The sequence below is a fragment of the Gimesia fumaroli genome (assembly GCF_007754425.1).
In the GTDB taxonomy this organism is placed as follows: domain Bacteria; phylum Planctomycetota; class Planctomycetia; order Planctomycetales; family Planctomycetaceae; genus Gimesia; species Gimesia fumaroli.
Window position 1 is genome coordinate 6,971,202 of sequence record NZ_CP037452.1, and the last position, 15,668, is coordinate 6,986,869.

10 protein-coding genes are annotated in these 15,668 nt (G+C 50.4%); 7 read left to right on the plus strand and 3 right to left on the minus strand.

Annotation, left to right across the window (positions count from 1 at the left end; all coding sequences use genetic code 11):
* Window positions 1-48: 48 nt before the first annotated feature.
* From Enr17x_RS26295 to Enr17x_RS26305, 3 genes are all read left to right on the plus strand, one after another.
* Window positions 49-1,248, plus strand: coding sequence for a DUF502 domain-containing protein (locus tag Enr17x_RS26295; protein ID WP_145312929.1), 1,200 nt, complete (start codon window positions 49-51; stop codon window positions 1,246-1,248).
* A 48-nt stretch (window positions 1,249-1,296) separates the two neighbouring features.
* Entirely contained in the window at window positions 1,297-2,253 is a 957-nt protein-coding gene (gene hemC, locus Enr17x_RS26300; RefSeq protein ID WP_145312931.1) for a hydroxymethylbilane synthase, read from the plus strand.
* 208 nt (window positions 2,254-2,461) lie between these two features.
* On the plus strand, window positions 2,462-3,583 hold the full coding sequence (locus Enr17x_RS26305) for a citrate/2-methylcitrate synthase (protein ID WP_145312933.1): 1,122 nt from the start codon (window positions 2,462-2,464) through the stop codon (window positions 3,581-3,583).
* On the opposite strand, the gene Enr17x_RS26310 is transcribed toward Enr17x_RS26305, so the two are convergent.
* On the minus strand, window positions 3,572-5,899 hold the full coding sequence (locus tag Enr17x_RS26310; RefSeq protein WP_145312935.1) for an efflux RND transporter permease subunit: 2,328 nt from the start codon (window positions 5,897-5,899) through the stop codon (window positions 3,572-3,574). The two genes, Enr17x_RS26305 and Enr17x_RS26310, sit on opposite strands and share 12 nt — an antisense overlap.
* A gap of 468 nt (window positions 5,900-6,367) precedes the next feature.
* On the opposite strand from Enr17x_RS26310, the gene Enr17x_RS26315 reads away from it, so the two are divergent.
* From Enr17x_RS26315 to Enr17x_RS26330, 4 genes are all read left to right on the plus strand, one after another.
* Window positions 6,368-7,732, plus strand: a complete 1,365-nt coding sequence (locus Enr17x_RS26315) for a glycosyltransferase family 39 protein (RefSeq protein WP_198000820.1) — start codon at window positions 6,368-6,370, stop codon at window positions 7,730-7,732.
* Window positions 7,733-7,975: 243 nt separating this feature from the next.
* On the plus strand, window positions 7,976-11,029 hold the full coding sequence (locus Enr17x_RS26320) for an LPS-assembly protein LptD (RefSeq protein ID WP_145312939.1): 3,054 nt from the start codon (window positions 7,976-7,978) through the stop codon (window positions 11,027-11,029).
* Window positions 11,030-11,043: 14 nt separating this feature from the next.
* Window positions 11,044-11,478, plus strand: a complete 435-nt coding sequence (locus tag Enr17x_RS26325; protein WP_198000821.1) for a diacylglycerol kinase — start codon at window positions 11,044-11,046, stop codon at window positions 11,476-11,478.
* A 107-nt stretch (window positions 11,479-11,585) separates the two neighbouring features.
* Window positions 11,586-12,857 carry an alpha/beta hydrolase family protein gene (locus Enr17x_RS26330; protein ID WP_145312942.1) on the plus strand — a complete coding sequence of 424 codons (1,272 nt, stop codon included), beginning with the start codon at window positions 11,586-11,588 and terminating at the stop codon, window positions 12,855-12,857.
* A gap of 11 nt (window positions 12,858-12,868) precedes the next feature.
* Here the strand turns inward: Enr17x_RS26330 and Enr17x_RS26335 are convergent, their stop codons facing one another.
* Window positions 12,869-14,797, minus strand: a complete 1,929-nt coding sequence (locus Enr17x_RS26335; protein ID WP_145312943.1) for a DEAD/DEAH box helicase — start codon at window positions 14,795-14,797, stop codon at window positions 12,869-12,871.
* A gap of 62 nt (window positions 14,798-14,859) precedes the next feature.
* Entirely contained in the window at window positions 14,860-15,387 is a 528-nt protein-coding gene (locus tag Enr17x_RS26340; RefSeq protein ID WP_145312945.1) for a hypothetical protein, read from the minus strand.
* Window positions 15,388-15,668: the final 281 nt, after the last annotated feature.

Here is a 15,668-nt window from a genome sequence, read left to right on the forward strand (position 1 = left end):
AAAACGGCCGCCGTTTTCGTGGATACAATAGACAAGGCAAGTACTTCGATGGATTCGAGTACAATACCCTCTCCGGATGAGAACCCAGCCATTAAATCGGAGAAAAAAGCCATCGGCACAACCCACCGTTTTTTCCTGAGAGGACTGGCCATCAGCCTGCCTCCCATTCTGACACTGGTGATCGTCATCTGGGTTTTGGGGGTCATCAACGACTACATCATTGCCCCGACTACCACTACCGTACGGTATTGCATCGCTTACTTCACCGATGATTCCGAACCGCGGGATGATTTCGTGGAATTGAATAATCTGCCGCCGCTGGAATATTGTCGCGACGATTATCTGATCAGTAAAACTCATCTCACTCAGGTCGAGGCAATTGAAAAAAAGGCCGGGGTCAATGGGATCGACCGCAATCAAATCATTCCTTATGCCTGGGTTCCGTTTGGGGATCGGGCAGTGCCTTACGCGGATTATCGCGAAGTGGCCAAGCGCATTCGGGCCTCCGATATGCCCACGACGGCAATGGGCCTGTATATGGAACTGGCGACGACCCGCTGGTTCAAAAGCCTGTTTCATTTAAGTGCAGTGGCAGTCGCGTTAACGATCGTGGCGTTGTATTTTCTGGGACGTTTCGTGACGGCCCGCATCGGTTCCTGGATGGTGCTCAAATTCGAACAAGGTGTACTGGCCCGTTTGCCGGTGGTGAGTAACGTCTATTCGTCTGTGAAACAGGTGACTGACTTTTTCTTCAGTGAGCGGACCGTTGATTACAGTCGTGTCGTTGCGGTGGAATATCCCCGGCGGGGAATTTGGTCACTGGGCTTTGTAACCGGTGACAGTATGCTGGAGATGACCGTCACAGCGGGCGAACCGTTGGTGGCGATCCTGATTCCGACCTCTCCCATGCCGGTCACCGGCTATACCATGAGTGTTCCCAAGAGTGAAATTGTTGACTTGAATATCACCGTTGATCAGGCATTTCAGTTCTGCCTTTCCTGCGGTGTACTGGTGCCCCCTCAGCAGAAAGTGACCGATGAACTGTTGCGAGAAGAACTGGGCAAACGCTTGTTGGGTGATCGTAAACTGGCCGGCTTCAAAGTGCAAATCGCGCCACCAGAGCCGACCACGCAAACCTCAACGATTGAAGATGAGCACGCGACTACGGAAACCAGTCCGGAAGAATCACTGCCCGATCAACCAGATATTCCGGAAGAACCTCAGGAAAAACCACCGGAATCCAATTGACCTGCTGCATCAGAGCAGATTAAACAAAATGTCTTTAGAAAGTAATTGATGAATCAGACGTCTGAACAACGTCCTCTGCGGATAGCGACCCGTGCCAGCCGTCTGGCGCTCTGGCAAGCCTATTATGTTGCGGACCTGTTGAAATCAAAATCGATCGAACGCCCGATTGAAATTGTGCATATTACCTCAGAGGGTGATCGAGACCTGACATCCCCGCTGTCAGAATTCGGCGGGCTAGGTGTGTTTACGCGCGAAGTTCAGAAAGCAGTCCTTGACGGCCGCGCCGATCTCGCCGTTCACAGTTTGAAGGATCTACCAACCGAGCAGGCGCCCGGCTTACAGCTTGCAGGCATACCGGAACGAGGCCCGCTGTATGACGTCTTGATCTTTCCGCAAGGTGCGGAAGCGGTGGAGCAAATTTCTGATTTGCCTGAAGATGCCCGGATTGGAACTGGCAGCCTACGACGACGCGCCCAAATGTTGAATCAGCGTGCGGATCTGCAAATGCTGGAAGTGCGCGGCAATGTGGAAACACGCCTGAAAAAACTGGATGCGGGTGAATATGATGCGCTCTGTCTGGCGGAAGCCGGTATGGTTCGTCTGGAGTTACTGGAGCAGCGTACGTCGTTGTTACTGACTCCGCCGGAAGTTTATCCTGCCGTTGGACAGGGGGCGCTGGGAATCGAGTGCCGCGCCGATGACAGCGAAACGGCTTCTCTCTTGAATGCGATTTCGGATCCGTCGATCAAAGCCGCCACCACCGCCGAGCGAAGCCTGCTGGCGTTCCTGCGTGCTGGCTGCCATGCGCCCATTGGTGCGTTGTCCCGCATCGAAGACGATATGCTGACACTGGAAGCTGTTGTTTTAAGTGGCGACGGGCAAGAACGGATTACCGCGACCGCCAGTGGGACATTTGATGAAGCGACCGAAATTGGAATTCAAGCCGCGCAAAAACTGCTTGATGCAGGAGCAGCGCGGCTGATCTTAACAGACGACGCTTCCTGAAGGCAGATTAGCAGGGCGCTCGGAACTCATTTCTGATTCAGTTCAAAATGAATCCGTCAAGTAAGAAACAGTACCTGTAAATTATTTCCCTAATCTTCAAGAAATCGCCCCACAGGGGATGTCGATTCTGTTTTGAATTTGGGTTATAATCACAAGTGAATGGACTGCCTTAAATTTACCAATTCAGGAAGAGCGGAAGGTTACCGACATGGAACGTCACCCTTATCGCCCCGGCTTATCCGGGATTATTGCGACAGAGACTGAGATATCCCAGGTTCAGGATGGATTGACCTATCGAGGGTATCCTATTGATGAGTTAGCTCGGGAAGCATTGTTTATCGAAGTGTCTTACCTGCTATTGCACGGTGAGCTTCCCAGTCATGAGCAACTGGCTGATTTTCAAACCCTGCTGGTTGAAAGTGGCTCTCTTCCCAAGCCCGTCATCGCTGCCGTCCAGGCGATTCCATCCCACATCGATATCATGGAAGTCATTCGCACGGGAGTGAGCCTGCTGGCGCACTTTGATCCGCAAATGGAATACGGCATGTTCATGTCGGAGGTCTCGAATACGCAATATCTGCTGGCGATGCTGCCTCAGTTGATTTCGTTCCGATACCATCAGGTTAATGGATCAACGCCGATTGAGCCAAATTTTCATCATTCCTATGCAGGCAGTTTCTGGTATATGCTCAAGGGAGACGAGCCTTCCCAGCTGGAAGAAGAAGCATTTAACGCTGCTTTGATTATGTACGCGGACTATGGCTTAGCACCTTCTACCTTCGCTGCACGTGTGGTAGCGTCCACGGGAAGTCCGCTCTATTCCTCAATCTGCTCGGCCATCGGATCGATCAACGGTCAATTGCATTGCAGTTCCGGAGCAGGGGTTCTAGATGCGCTGCAGGAAGCGATGTACTCCGGCAATGCTGAAGAATGGGTTTGTCAGGAAATTACCAAAGGCAAACGCGTACTGGGCTTCGAAAGTTCTTCCCACAGAGCCCGAGATCCGCGGTCGGCTGTTTTAAAAGATTACTGTTCTCAATTAGCGAATGCATTGGGACAGTCAGAGATGGAAACGGCCGCTGATACCATTGAAGACATGATGGGGAAAATTCAGAAAGTTCATCCGCGCGTCGAATGGCACGCCAGCCGCCTACTGCATTATCTGGGATTTGAACCAGAACTGTTCACGCCGATTTTTACTGTCTCACGCTTAGTTGGCTGGATTGCGCACATCATTGAACAGACAGAGAATAATCATCTGTATCAGCCTCTCTCACGCTACGTGGGTATGGACCAGCGAAAATACAAACCACTGCCATTACGCAGCTGATTCCACTTTGTCGGGATAGGTCATCCGCAGTAGTATCGGCATCAGGACCAGATCGCCAAACACGCCGCCGATCATCGCGACACTCACCAGCGCCCCGAAATAAATCAGGGGTATGAAGTGTGACAAGGTGAGTACACTGAAACCCGCGACCAGGGCACTCGTGGCATAAATAATAGCCCGGCCAACACTGTGATGCGTCGTCCTGAGAGCATCAACCGTGGTAGCACCCCGCGTGCGTTTTCTTAAGAAGCTGGAGATAAAGTGAATGCTGGAATCGGTGGTGAGCCCCATGGAAACACTGGCAATCATCGCGGTGCCGATATTCAAAGTCAGTCCGCACCAACCCATGGCGCCAATGACTACGATAATAGGAAACAGGTTGGGGACCATAGAAATCAGTCCCAGTTTCAAGCTACGGAAAGCAAGTGACATAATTAACCAGATGCTGGTGGCGGCAAGCAGAAAGCTATAGAGCTGGTCTTTCAGCAGGCTGTCGATCAGATAAGCGAGTAGAATAAAAATACCAGCTGCCTTGCCTGGTTTGTCGTGAACGGACTTCGTTTTCGAGTCAGCCTGTTTCGTTTCCGAACCGGGGAAATGTTTTTTTGCGAGGGCGTCGACTTTGTGAATCAGCGAAAGTTTCTCTTCGGCGGACTGTCGTTCAAGGGCACGTAAGACAATCCGCATCCGCCCCTGTTTTGCATTATAAAGGCTGCTTTCAAAATCGGCCTGCAGGTCTTTGATCATGTCCAGCTTGGACTGGATTGGATCGGAGGCGAACGGTTTTTTCGGCACAAAATCGAGCGTGTCAGTAATGGAGATCACTTTTGTCAATTGTGTTTTATTCGGAGGATTGACCTGACGCAGATCTTCGGCCAGAGCACGCACACGATCCAGATATTCTTCATTTAGACGTGGAGGTGCGGAGAAGTTGACTTCCCAGGTGGATGCGCCGCCGAGTCGGGTTTCAACGAAATCCAGTGCCTTGACGATCTCGCTGGAGTCACGAAAGTTTTTACTGAAATCGGTTTCAATTGTTAACCGAGTGAATCCTACTGAGCAAAACAGGACAAACAGAAGCGTCCCCCACAGAATCCGTTTGGGATAACGTTCATTCATCTCAAATACCTTTTTGAGAGAACGCTCCAGGCCTTTATCGGACGAATGTTGCAAAGGGGCTCTCAGGTACCCCAGGGAGATGCCGCCGGGTAACAATACAGTAGAGGCGATCAAAACCATCAGGGTACCCAGTGCCATCATGATGCCGAAACTTCGGACGGGGGCAATTTCACTGGTCAGCAACGAAAGGAATCCGGCAGCGGTGGTGGCACAAGTCCAGAAAATCGCAGGTAACAGTTCGACCATGGTCTGCCGGATGGCATCCGGGCGCGGGACATTCTGCCTCTGCAGTGCCTGGAAATGAACGGCCACATGCGCGACGGTGGCGATGCCGATGATTGTTACCAGGGAATTCAGCATAGAGCTGACCATGCTCAGCTGTAAATTACCGATGACGAGAACGGCTTCCGTCCACCAGATCGAACAGATCACGACCAATAGCGGAAGTAAGACCCAGCGAAGTCGTCGAAACAAAATCAGCAGCACTACGGCGAGCAGGCTGAGCGACACTTTAAACAAAACGTCGCCGTCTTCTTCCACATAACGGAACATGTCATAAACCTGCACTGGCTCACCGACGACGTAAGCGCGGGGATCATGTGCATGTGCAAGTTTACGAATGCGTTTGAATGTTTCACTGCGCGGGACGGGGGATTCATCTTCGGGAAGTAGACGCAGAACGATTGCCGTGGTTTCATTGTCATCGCCGATCAGCACCCCGCGCGAGAGTTCGATCAGCTCATCCCGCTTTCTGCGAATCAAAATCCTAAGAATCAGATTGAGTTTAGAGGATGAGAGCGCATCTGCCAGATTCTGAGTGACATCCGCATTGATGCCCGGGACTTGACTGAGTTCCTGAGAGAAGCTGCGGACTTCTTCCAGAGGATTCTGTTTTTCAGCCTCGTCTGGCTGTTTGTTGACGGCTTCTTTCGTGTCTTCCTGATTCAGCAGATTCGGCACAGTGTAGGCAACGAAGACAAATTCATCGCCGCCAAACAATTTTTTGCTTTCCAGGTAATCGAGTAGATGCTGGTCATCTTTGGCGTAGAGTGACTCGATTGACTGCTCGAATGTGAGCTTTGAAGCGGGAAAATAAGCGAAGCCAGTCAGGACCAGAAAAGCGACCAGCAGGACCCAGCGGAGTTGATAGAGCAGGTTCACCCATGATTCCAGCCAGCTCTGCGGTTGACGACTCATAGGGGGAGACCATTTCCTGCTGCCTGCCAGGCAATACGATTAAAATTCGGCCCGTTGCAATGACTCAGGAATGCTTCCGATGCTCACGCAACACATCTACTCTTGTCGAACTATAGCTCACAGAAACCATGATTTCATTATAAAGTGATTGTTTTTTGCAACGTGTTGATTTTTTCCAACCTGAATACTTCAGAACCATTAGCATCGATATTTCCAGATATCTGGATCATTCCGCGCCGCGCCCACTCTCAGCCCCTACAGCCGTCAGAAATCTCATAAAAACCCCATCTCAAGTCGGGAGTGTCCCCTTGTTTCTAACGTGCGAAACCTGCATACTTGATGCCGTCTCCTACCGGTTAACTGCCTTGTTATCAAAGCTTTGGGGGGCGAAGTACCTGCCCAAGCAAACGTAAAAATCAAGCGGGCTGACTCGGGAACCGCCATTCACGCCTCTTTGGATTGATGTCTGTGACAAAACCTGGACTCTTAAGTATTGCCCTGCTGTTGCTGCTGATCCTGGCGGGCGGTCTGCGTCTGACAATGGTGGTACTGCAGAGCGATCAACTAAGGCAAGACCGGGATGCGTACATTGCGATTGCCCGAAACCTGGTTGCGGGAAACGGGTATTCTTCCAGCAATCCTGAGCAGGAAACAGAAATTCGTCCGACTGCGTTTCGTCCTCCGCTTTACCCGTGTCTGTTAGCAGTGATTTATTTTCTGAATGCAGGTTCGGTTGGTGTTGGCATTGTGCAAATCATTCTGGGAATACTCACTGTCTGGTTTACCTGGAAAGCGGGAAAAGCACTTCAAATGGAAGGAGCGGCTCTGGTGGCTGCAGCGATTGTCGCCACTGATCCGATTCTGCTGCAATATACAACCTATGCGATGACGGAAGTGCTCGCTGCATTTCTCACGAGTCTGTTACTCTTTCTGCTGGTCACCAGTCTCTCAACAGATCCGGTGTCTTCCGAGACGCAGGTACGGATTCCGCTTACTTTCTGGACTGGCATTGTCTGGGGATTGGCGATTCTGTGCCGCCCGACTTATCTGGCGTTCTTCGGAATCTGGCTGGTTTTCCGCTGTGCCAGCACGTTGTTACTCCATTTTCGCAGCCTTAAAACGGCTTTAATTGAACAAAGCGAACTGAAGCGACTTGCTGTCCTCGCAGCCGGTATCATGCTGGCGGTCTCTCCCTGGGTCATGCGCAATCTGCTGGTGTTTCAGTCTCCGATTCTGTCGACCACGCATGGCGGCTATACCTTGCTGCTGGGGAATAATCCGGTCTTTTACAAAGAAGTCGTCCAGCAACCGTGGGGCGCTGTCTGGTCAGGAAAAAGCCTGGATGTCTGGCAAAAAGGCCTGGAACAAGATATTGCGCAGGCAGATCCGCCGATCAAAACAGAGCAGGAGCGAGATCGCTGGATGTATCAGCGGGCAAAGCACAATATTGCGGAAAAGACCGATTTATTCGTAAAGGCTTGCCTGCTGCGATTGAGACGTTTCTGGAATATTTCTCCTCTGACGAGTTCCACCATTACCTCTCACTCAGTAATCGGCTGGGGCATCGCCGGTTATTACACAACGATTCTCATTGGCTGTCTGAGCGGCCTTTTTCTGGTAATCTGGAAGAGAGAGAAAAAATGGGAGCCATTAATCTGGTTGCTTTTTAGTTTCACGCTGGTGCATCTCTTCTATTGGACCAACATGCGAATGCGGGCTCCGCTTGTGCCGGCGATTGCGCTGTTGAGCGTTTATGGATGGTCTCAAACGGCTCGTTTTTTCAAATTCAGGACGGCAGCGAACGGGCCTGAAGTCGATCGTCATAAAGATTGACAGGGTAGTGGTTTATAACTCCTTTATGAACCATATCTGCCGGTCAACTGTTATTGACACTCTTTCGGAAATCAGCCTATAATCCGCGCCCATTTATCCTGGTTCCGCAGACGGAGTTCGCGACTGCTGACCACGAACCGTTATCCTGCGTTTTTTGTCGTCCCGGCAAAAGCAGGGTATTCAATCCAGACCATCCCCTTCATCAGAAGATTGACCTACTCGGTTATCACTTCAGGAGTGCCCGTGTCGGGCGAGATTAATTCCGTTTACCGGTATGTTTCGCACATCCTCTGGCTAGCATTTGTTTTCATTACAATGCTCGGCGGAGCCGCCACGATTGCGCCTGCACAAACCAGCTTTTTTGGTGCTCCTAAAGCCTCTTATGAAGAATCCGAGTACGAACCCTCTGAAGAAGAATCGATTGAAATCTCAGCCGAGTACTCTCAACAGTGGGAAGAAGATTTTGTCAAAGTCTCGATACTGAAAGGCAATTGCCGTATTCAGCAGGGCGATGCCGTTTTGCGGTCACGGCAGATGGTGATCTGGCATCGTAAATCCAGAAAAACAGATCGTGTTTCGGTTTATCTCGAAGGCGAAGTGCGGGTTGATCTTCCCGGCGAGTCAAAAAATGAAAACAGCTTGCTGGTCAATCTGGTCACTCAAAACGGGGTCAAAGCCAAGATCCGGCGTTCCGCAGCTAATATTGCCTCCGATGATGATCCCTTGTTGAAACGGGCTACCCAGCGGCGTGGCGTTCCCCATGACCATCAACTGAAGCGTGCTCAGTTTATTGTCGAGAAGCCACCTCTGGAAGGGCCGGAATTTGCGCCGATGCCGGAACCGGAACTGAATGTTGGCTTTCGCAGAATTCGATTGTTTCCCCGAAGTGCCGTTCCGTATAACGTTCAGAGCTTCCCTTCAACACACACCGTTCCTCCCGAACAGATCTGGGTGATTACGGGGGGCGTGAATTTATTGATCGATGGTGTGAATGGGCTGGGAATGGTCGACATGTCAGCCGACCGGATTATTATCTGGACGGACGGCCGCGATACACAGAACTTTAACTCAGAGATTCGTCAGTCAAAAGAAACACCGTTCGAGATCTATCTGGAAGGTAATATCGAAATTCGTCAGGGGACATATCATCTGAAGGCAAATCGCGCCTTTTATGATGCCCGTGAAGGACGGGGCGTCATGCTGGACGCAGAACTGAAGACGCATGTTCCCGAACTGGGGGAAAATATTCGGGTACGTGCCAGCCAGATTCGTCAGCTTTCCAAAGGCGCGTATCTGGCACAGAATGCCTGGGCTACCGGTAGCCAGTTTGGAAAGCCCGGCTACCGGATTCAATCTTCGGATATCTTTATTGAAGATCGCGAGACAATGCCCTGGATCGGTTCGGGTTCTATGGAACTGGATCCACTGACAGGTCAACCGGTGCCCAATAAGCGTGCCTGGATTTCAAGCTCCAATAACACATTCCTGGTGGGGGATGTTCCACTGCTCTATCTGCCTTATGTAACCAGTCCGGCGGAAGACATTTACTTTCCGATTTCTGGATTACGTTTTGGCAACGACCGCATCTTTGGTTTCCAGGTCGAAACAGAATGGGATATGTATAAGCTACTCGGTCTTGAACGCCAACCGGGAACCGAATGGAAAGGCCAGGTCGATTACTACTCGTATCGTGGAGTTGGTATCGGACAATCAGGAAACTATAACGGTTCAAATCTGCTTGGGTTCGATAATGTTTTCAACGGCGGCGGGAAAATGTTTTATATCCATGATTCCGGTACGGATAATCTGGGTCTGGACCGTCGCGCCCTGGTTCCATCAACCAAAGATCGTTATTTAATCAATTTGCAGCACAGACAAGAATCTCCGTTTGGCATGACGTTGACCGGCGAAGGTGGCTTGATTTCGGACCGAAACTTTCAGGAAGAATATTTCGAATCGGATTTCGATTCGGCGAAAGATGTCGAAACACTGCTGCACCTGAAACAGCAGCAGGAAAACTGGTCTTGGTCAGTGATTGGAAGGACCAAGTTGAATAATTTCAATGATACAACTGACTGGCTACCCAAAGCAGATCTGTATCTGCTGGGAGAGCCGTTGTTCGGGAATTTGCTAAGCTGGACCTCACACTCTTCTGTTGGATATGGAAAATTAAAACCTGCTGCGGCGCCTTACAATCCGCAGCAGGATGTCTTCACGCCTCTGCCGTTCATTGCTGACTCTCAAGGTCTGGTGGCGATGACGCGGAACCAATTGGAAGCCCCGTTCCATCTGGGACCGTTCAAAATGGTACCCTATGTCATGGGTGAAGCCGCCTATTGGGAGCAGGGGCTGCAACAACAGACAATCGACCGGCTCTACGGCTCGGCAGGTTTGCGTGGCAGCATCCAGTTTGAACGCATTTTTGCCGATGTATACAGTCCGTTTTTTAATCTGAATGGCCTGGCGCATAAAATGTCACTGGAAGGTGATTACTCATTCAGCGATTCCAGTGAGAACTTGAGTAATATCGCGCAGTACAACGAATTTGATGACAATGCACAGGAACGATTTCGCGAACGATTGGTGATCAATACATTTGGTGGTGTCTTACCGCCTCAGTTTGATCCTCGGTTTTATGCTGTGCGAACCGGTGCCGGTCGCGGTGTGACAGACCCTTACTATGAAATGGTTGATGATCAACAGGTATTACGCATGGCCTGGCGTCATCGTCTGCAAACAAAATCGGGGCCTCCCGATCAACAGCGCATTAAAGACTGGATGACCTTAGACCTTGAAGCGTCCTACTTCCCTGATGCCCAACGTGATAACTTTGGTGAAGACTTTGGTCTACTCGGCGGGCATTACCAATGGTTCCTTGGTGACCGGACGACCCTGGCTGCAAATGCCTACTACGATCTGTTTGACGGTGGCCAGGAGCTTTGGGACGTCTCACTGACCAGCAAGCGAACCAATCGTTTGTCGGTGAATGTGGCGATGCAGCAAATTAAAGGGGGGGGCGGTCTCGATAGTCAGATTTTATCTGCCAGTCTAAGTTATGTAATGAGTCAAAAATGGAGTGCCGGCATCAGTACCGCATATGACCTGGGCGAAAATATCAATCGCGGGCAAACGCTCTCGATTACCAGGACAGGTGCCGACTTCCTCATGAGTCTGGGAATGACATACGACCAAAGTACCGGGAACGCTGGTATTGGTTTAACCATCATGCCTCGATTCGGAAATTTTGGTACAGGGCCATCTGATTTATCTTCCTTATTTAGTAGTGCAGCCCAATAACAGGAATCTTGATCGTGATCAATTCACAAGATACTCAGGTTAAAACATTCCGTGCCGACTCGGGACGGCGTGAAATTACAAGCAAACTACGGCCGGAATGGAGACAGCGTCTGGTCGACGCCGAACGAGGCATTGCATTCGGAATTCGCCTGGACAGTACGTTTTTTATCCATTTTTTTACTGGTAGTGCTGTCATAGCAACCGCCATGCTGCTGGGGCTTTCGGCAACGCACTGGGCGATTATTGTGTTATCAATGACAACTGTTCTTTGCGCTCAGATGTTTAACCAGGTTTTAAAATCGATTTGGAATCTGCTCGGCAAGCAGTTGCCTGAAGAATCTCAAAACATGTTCAAGGCAGGAACTGCCGCGGTTTGTGTCAGTATTGTGGGTTCTGTCATCACGATTGGAATCATTTTCTGTTCCGCGCTTTACCGCCTGTTATTTTAAACAGGTTTCGACTGAGCCAAATTGATCCCCGCTATTGCGAACCCTGTTTCGATATCAGATAATCATCGTTCATTCCAATTTTTCCTTGCAATGCCGATGGTGACTTTATGAATCTGATTCGACGCTCCAGAATTCTGCTGTTCCTCTTCACAATCTCTCTGCTTATCTCCGGCTCACTTCACGCAGCCGACCTGATCAAACCAGATCCCCGTCTGCCTGAGGCAACGCCCTGGGATTTAAAGGCACTCAGCCAGGCACCGCAATTTGAGTGGGTCGATGAGAAATCGCCTGTCCGATCACTGGTTTATCAGGGGTTAAACTATCGTGGGAAACCAACAAAGGTATTTGCCTATTATGCGTCTCCTGAAACACTCGGGTTGAAGGAATCTCAACCGGGACCGTACCCCGGAATCGTACTGATTCACGGCGGTGGAGGCACTGCGTTCAAAGAGTGGGCTGAACTATGGGCGAAAAAAGGTTACGCCGCCATTGCCATGGACTTGGCTGGCACTCGCCCATCAGAAGACAAAAATCCGCACAAACGAGAAAATAGAATACCCTTACCCCAAGGGGGGCCGAATCAATCACACGTCGAAAAGTTCGAAGCCGTCAAAGACGACCAGTCGGAGCACTGGTGTTATCATGCTCCTGCAAATGCAATTTTAGCGCACTCTTTAATTCGTTCTTTCCCCGAAGTCAACAAAGATAAAACAGCTGTCACAGGTATTTCGTGGGGCGGCTACCTGACGTGTATCGTCGCCGGTCTGGATAATCGATTCAAAGCCGCTGTTCCCGTTTATGGTTGCGGTTTTCTCGATAATCATTCTGTCTTTGAGAAATCGATCACACGACTCCCTCCTGAAGATGCGAAGCGCTGGATGCAGCTTTATGATCCGGGGCACTATCTGTGCGCTGTCCAGATGCCAATTTTCTTTGTCAACGGCACCAATGATTTCGCATATTGGTTAAGCGCGTATCAGCGCAGTTATGAAGCCGTGGGAGAAACGACGCCGCGAAATATTCGCATCGAAGTCAAAATGCGTCATAGCCACCCCGCGGGATGGGCTCCTGTCGAAATTGAACGATTCATTAATGAAAAACTGCAGAACAAGCCGCCGCTGCCTGTTGTCAAAAATCCAGAAATCAATGGGAAACAGGTGACTGCTGAATTGGCGCGACCGATCAAAATCAAAACAGCCGTTCTGCAATATACCACAGACGAAGGGCCGAATCCCGAACGAAAGTGGCACGCGATTCCATTAGAAGTGAAGGGGAGTTTGATCTCCGGCGCAGCACCACCGGAAGGAACCAAAATCTGGTTTATCAACGTCACTGACGAAACGGGCGCCATGACATCCAGCCCACTAACGTCAAATTGATCGTGAGTGCTTCAAGCTGCTGGTTTTTTTGAAACCTGGGGAGCGATCTTTTTGGTGACGTCTCCCTTTTTCTGCTTCAGGTCGAATAAGCCGAAGATTTCCGCAGCCGTCAGACTGCGCGATTCGCACGTGGTATCGCCGTCACCCAGGATGGACCGGAAGAGTTCCCGTTTCTGTTCCAAGACCATGTCGATACGTTCTTCAATGGTATTTTTACAGATGAACTTCGTGACGATCACTTGGGTTTTCTGTCCGATCCGGTGGGCGCGGTTGATGGCCTGATCTTCAATCGCAGGATTCCACCAGCGATCAAACAGAAACACATAGCCGGCAAACTGCAGATTTAAACCAACGGCACCGGTTCCATAGCTCATCAACAACAGGTGTGAATTCGGGTCGTGTTTGAATTGATCGAGAATCGGTTCACGCTGTTTGGTGGGAATGCCGCCGTGATAAACCAGAGTTCCAAAACGCTTCAAACGTTCGGCCATAAAGTCCAGCGGTTTCGTCCATTGACTGAATAAGATGGCCTTGCCTCCACTGGCGGCAATTTCTTCCATGTCTGCTTCCAGTCGATCCAGCTTGGAGCTGTCACCTGTTACCGGGTCAAAGTTGGTAATCTGCTTCAATCGCAGCACCAGCTCGAACACATGCTGGACCGTAATCGATTCGCCCATTTCATTTAGCTGGATCACCCCATCTTTCTCAGCGGTCTCGTATGCATGTTTTTGCGCCGGATTCAGTTCGAGATAAGCCGGTCGGTCCAGGCGGGGTGGCAGGTCAGTCATCACTAGATCTTTAGTACGTCTGAGAATAAACTCTTTGGAGAGTGCCTGCAGCTGCCGTAAATCAGGCGTGCCTCGGGGGGGAATGATTTCCATCCATTCAAATAACGATGCCATCTCTTCATGACGATTTTCGATGGGGGTGCCTGTCAGTGCCCAGCTGCGTTTGCGAGGAATCGAGCGTGCTACCCCTGCGGTACGGGAATCCCGATTTTTGATCCGCTGCGCTTCATCAAGAACCACGAGATCAAAACGGGGAATGTTTTCTTCCCCCATCGTTTCAAAGTCACGCGCCATCGATTCATAGTTGGCAATCAGGATGGGAGTATTCGGCATTTCCCAGATCATCTTTCGACGATTCGTATCACCTTGCACAACAGTCACCGGCAGTTCTTCTGCCCAGAATTTAAATTCACGCTGCCAGTTGGGAATCAGCGGTTTGGGACAGACCAGTAAGATGCGACGGACCTGACCGCTGCGCAATAACAGCCGGACCCCTGTGATAGTCTGCATGGTTTTGCCGAGCCCCATCTCATCGGCAAGTAACGCTGATTTTTGTGAAAACAGCCAGGCAATCCCCTCATATTGATATGGGAACGGTTCAAACGGCATCAGCAGTTCCTGACCCGCGAGCCAGGATTGCAAAGGAGGTTGCAGTAAATAAAACAGGCGGTCTTCAAGCGATAATGCATTGGCGGGTGGTTTGAGCCGCGTAGGCTTTTTGTGTTCTGTATTCTCAGCGGCAGGCGCTTTCGGCCCTTTGATCTGTTTCAATTCCGTGTCTGATTCATCTTCCTCCTTGGTCGGCATGAACTCCAGACCATCGGGGAAGGTCATGCCAAAGGTCTTCACACGCGGCCGCGTCGGCTTCCATTTCGGTTGTAAACCGGCACGGTCCAATAGCCCAACCGATGATGTTTCCAGATTGAATTTGCGCGTCAGCGCTCCATTCATACCCGAGGCAAAGACTGAGGCCGAGACCGTCAAGGGAATCGCATCACTGCCAATTTGCTGCTGGAGAAACTCTCGATCGCCTTGCGAGATCGGGACGGTATCCGGAACGACGGGCGGCGGAAGGAAATGAGGGCCGCCTGTATGCCTGGTCGCATTTCGTGTTTCAATATTGTTGTCTGATTGGATTCCTGAATCTTCCACGTATCCGCCTGATTATGAACGAAGTGCCTTTGAGTTAATTCATCATGCCTGCTTGAAAAATGTCAACGGGAAGATCCCATTTTGACCGCTTCATTTAAGGCTTCACGCACACGCTCAAAAGGTTCCCCCAAATCGGCGTCGGTGGGAATATTTTTGCTGGTATTTTCAATGGCTGCTTTCCCCGTTTGATGACCTGCATCGAAGCGCAGTCTGTTCCGGCCGACCTGTTCACAGATGAAGTCGGCATTCTCATCAAAAATTTGTTCGATATCCGATAGAAACGCGACGGGAATCGAAATATGATTCTGCAACTCCAGCGCCTGTTCCTGCTCAACCAGTACCAGGTTCGGTTTAACGTTCATCTTCTCGACCAGGGTCCGGCCGATCACTTCACCCAGCAGAAACGGAACCAGCGTGGGACCGTATAATACCTCTTGCGTCCGGTTCGGCTTGACTGGAGTTGTACATTGAAATTCCAGTGGCCTGCCAAAATGATTGGTCACCAGTAAGCCCCCGATCAATGCGCCATCCGGGCATTCAATCGTCGTCAGGAACCCCAGTTTCAACTCTTTACTACCGTCCGCAACCATAAATTTCTCGTCTCCGGATGTCAGTTCTTATGTTGTCGTCAATGATCAGGCGATCCTGATTCTCATCTGAACCGTATTTCTTTCGTCAATCAGGACAACCCACTGTATCGATATCATCGTCCTCGCCATTTCGTGACTTGAGTGCTTGTTGGATTGGTCATGTTAGATAGTTTCACTTCAATAACCCTTTAACTATCAACTGGTTCCAGAAGTCGCTCAAACACAGTTCCCACAGTTATTTTCTCTGTGGGAATCCCCGTTAGGTTGGAAATTCATTCAAG

What these genes read in the sequence shown, in the direction of transcription:
- Enr17x_RS26295 (WP_145312929.1), top strand. Translation starts at nt 49, where the DNA reads ATGGATTCGAGTACAATACCCTCTCCGGATGAGAACCCAGCCATTAAA.
- hemC (WP_145312931.1), top strand. Translation starts at nt 1,297, where the DNA reads ATGAATCAGACGTCTGAACAACGTCCTCTGCGGATAGCGACCCGTGCC.
- Enr17x_RS26305 (WP_145312933.1), top strand. Translation starts at nt 2,462, where the DNA reads ATGGAACGTCACCCTTATCGCCCCGGCTTATCCGGGATTATTGCGACA.
- Enr17x_RS26310 (WP_145312935.1), bottom strand. Translation starts at nt 5,899, where the DNA reads ATGAGTCGTCAACCGCAGAGCTGGCTGGAATCATGGGTGAACCTGCTC.
- Enr17x_RS26330 (WP_145312942.1), top strand. Translation starts at nt 11,586, where the DNA reads ATGAATCTGATTCGACGCTCCAGAATTCTGCTGTTCCTCTTCACAATC.
- Enr17x_RS26340 (WP_145312945.1), bottom strand. Translation starts at nt 15,387, where the DNA reads ATGGTTGCGGACGGTAGTAAAGAGTTGAAACTGGGGTTCCTGACGACG.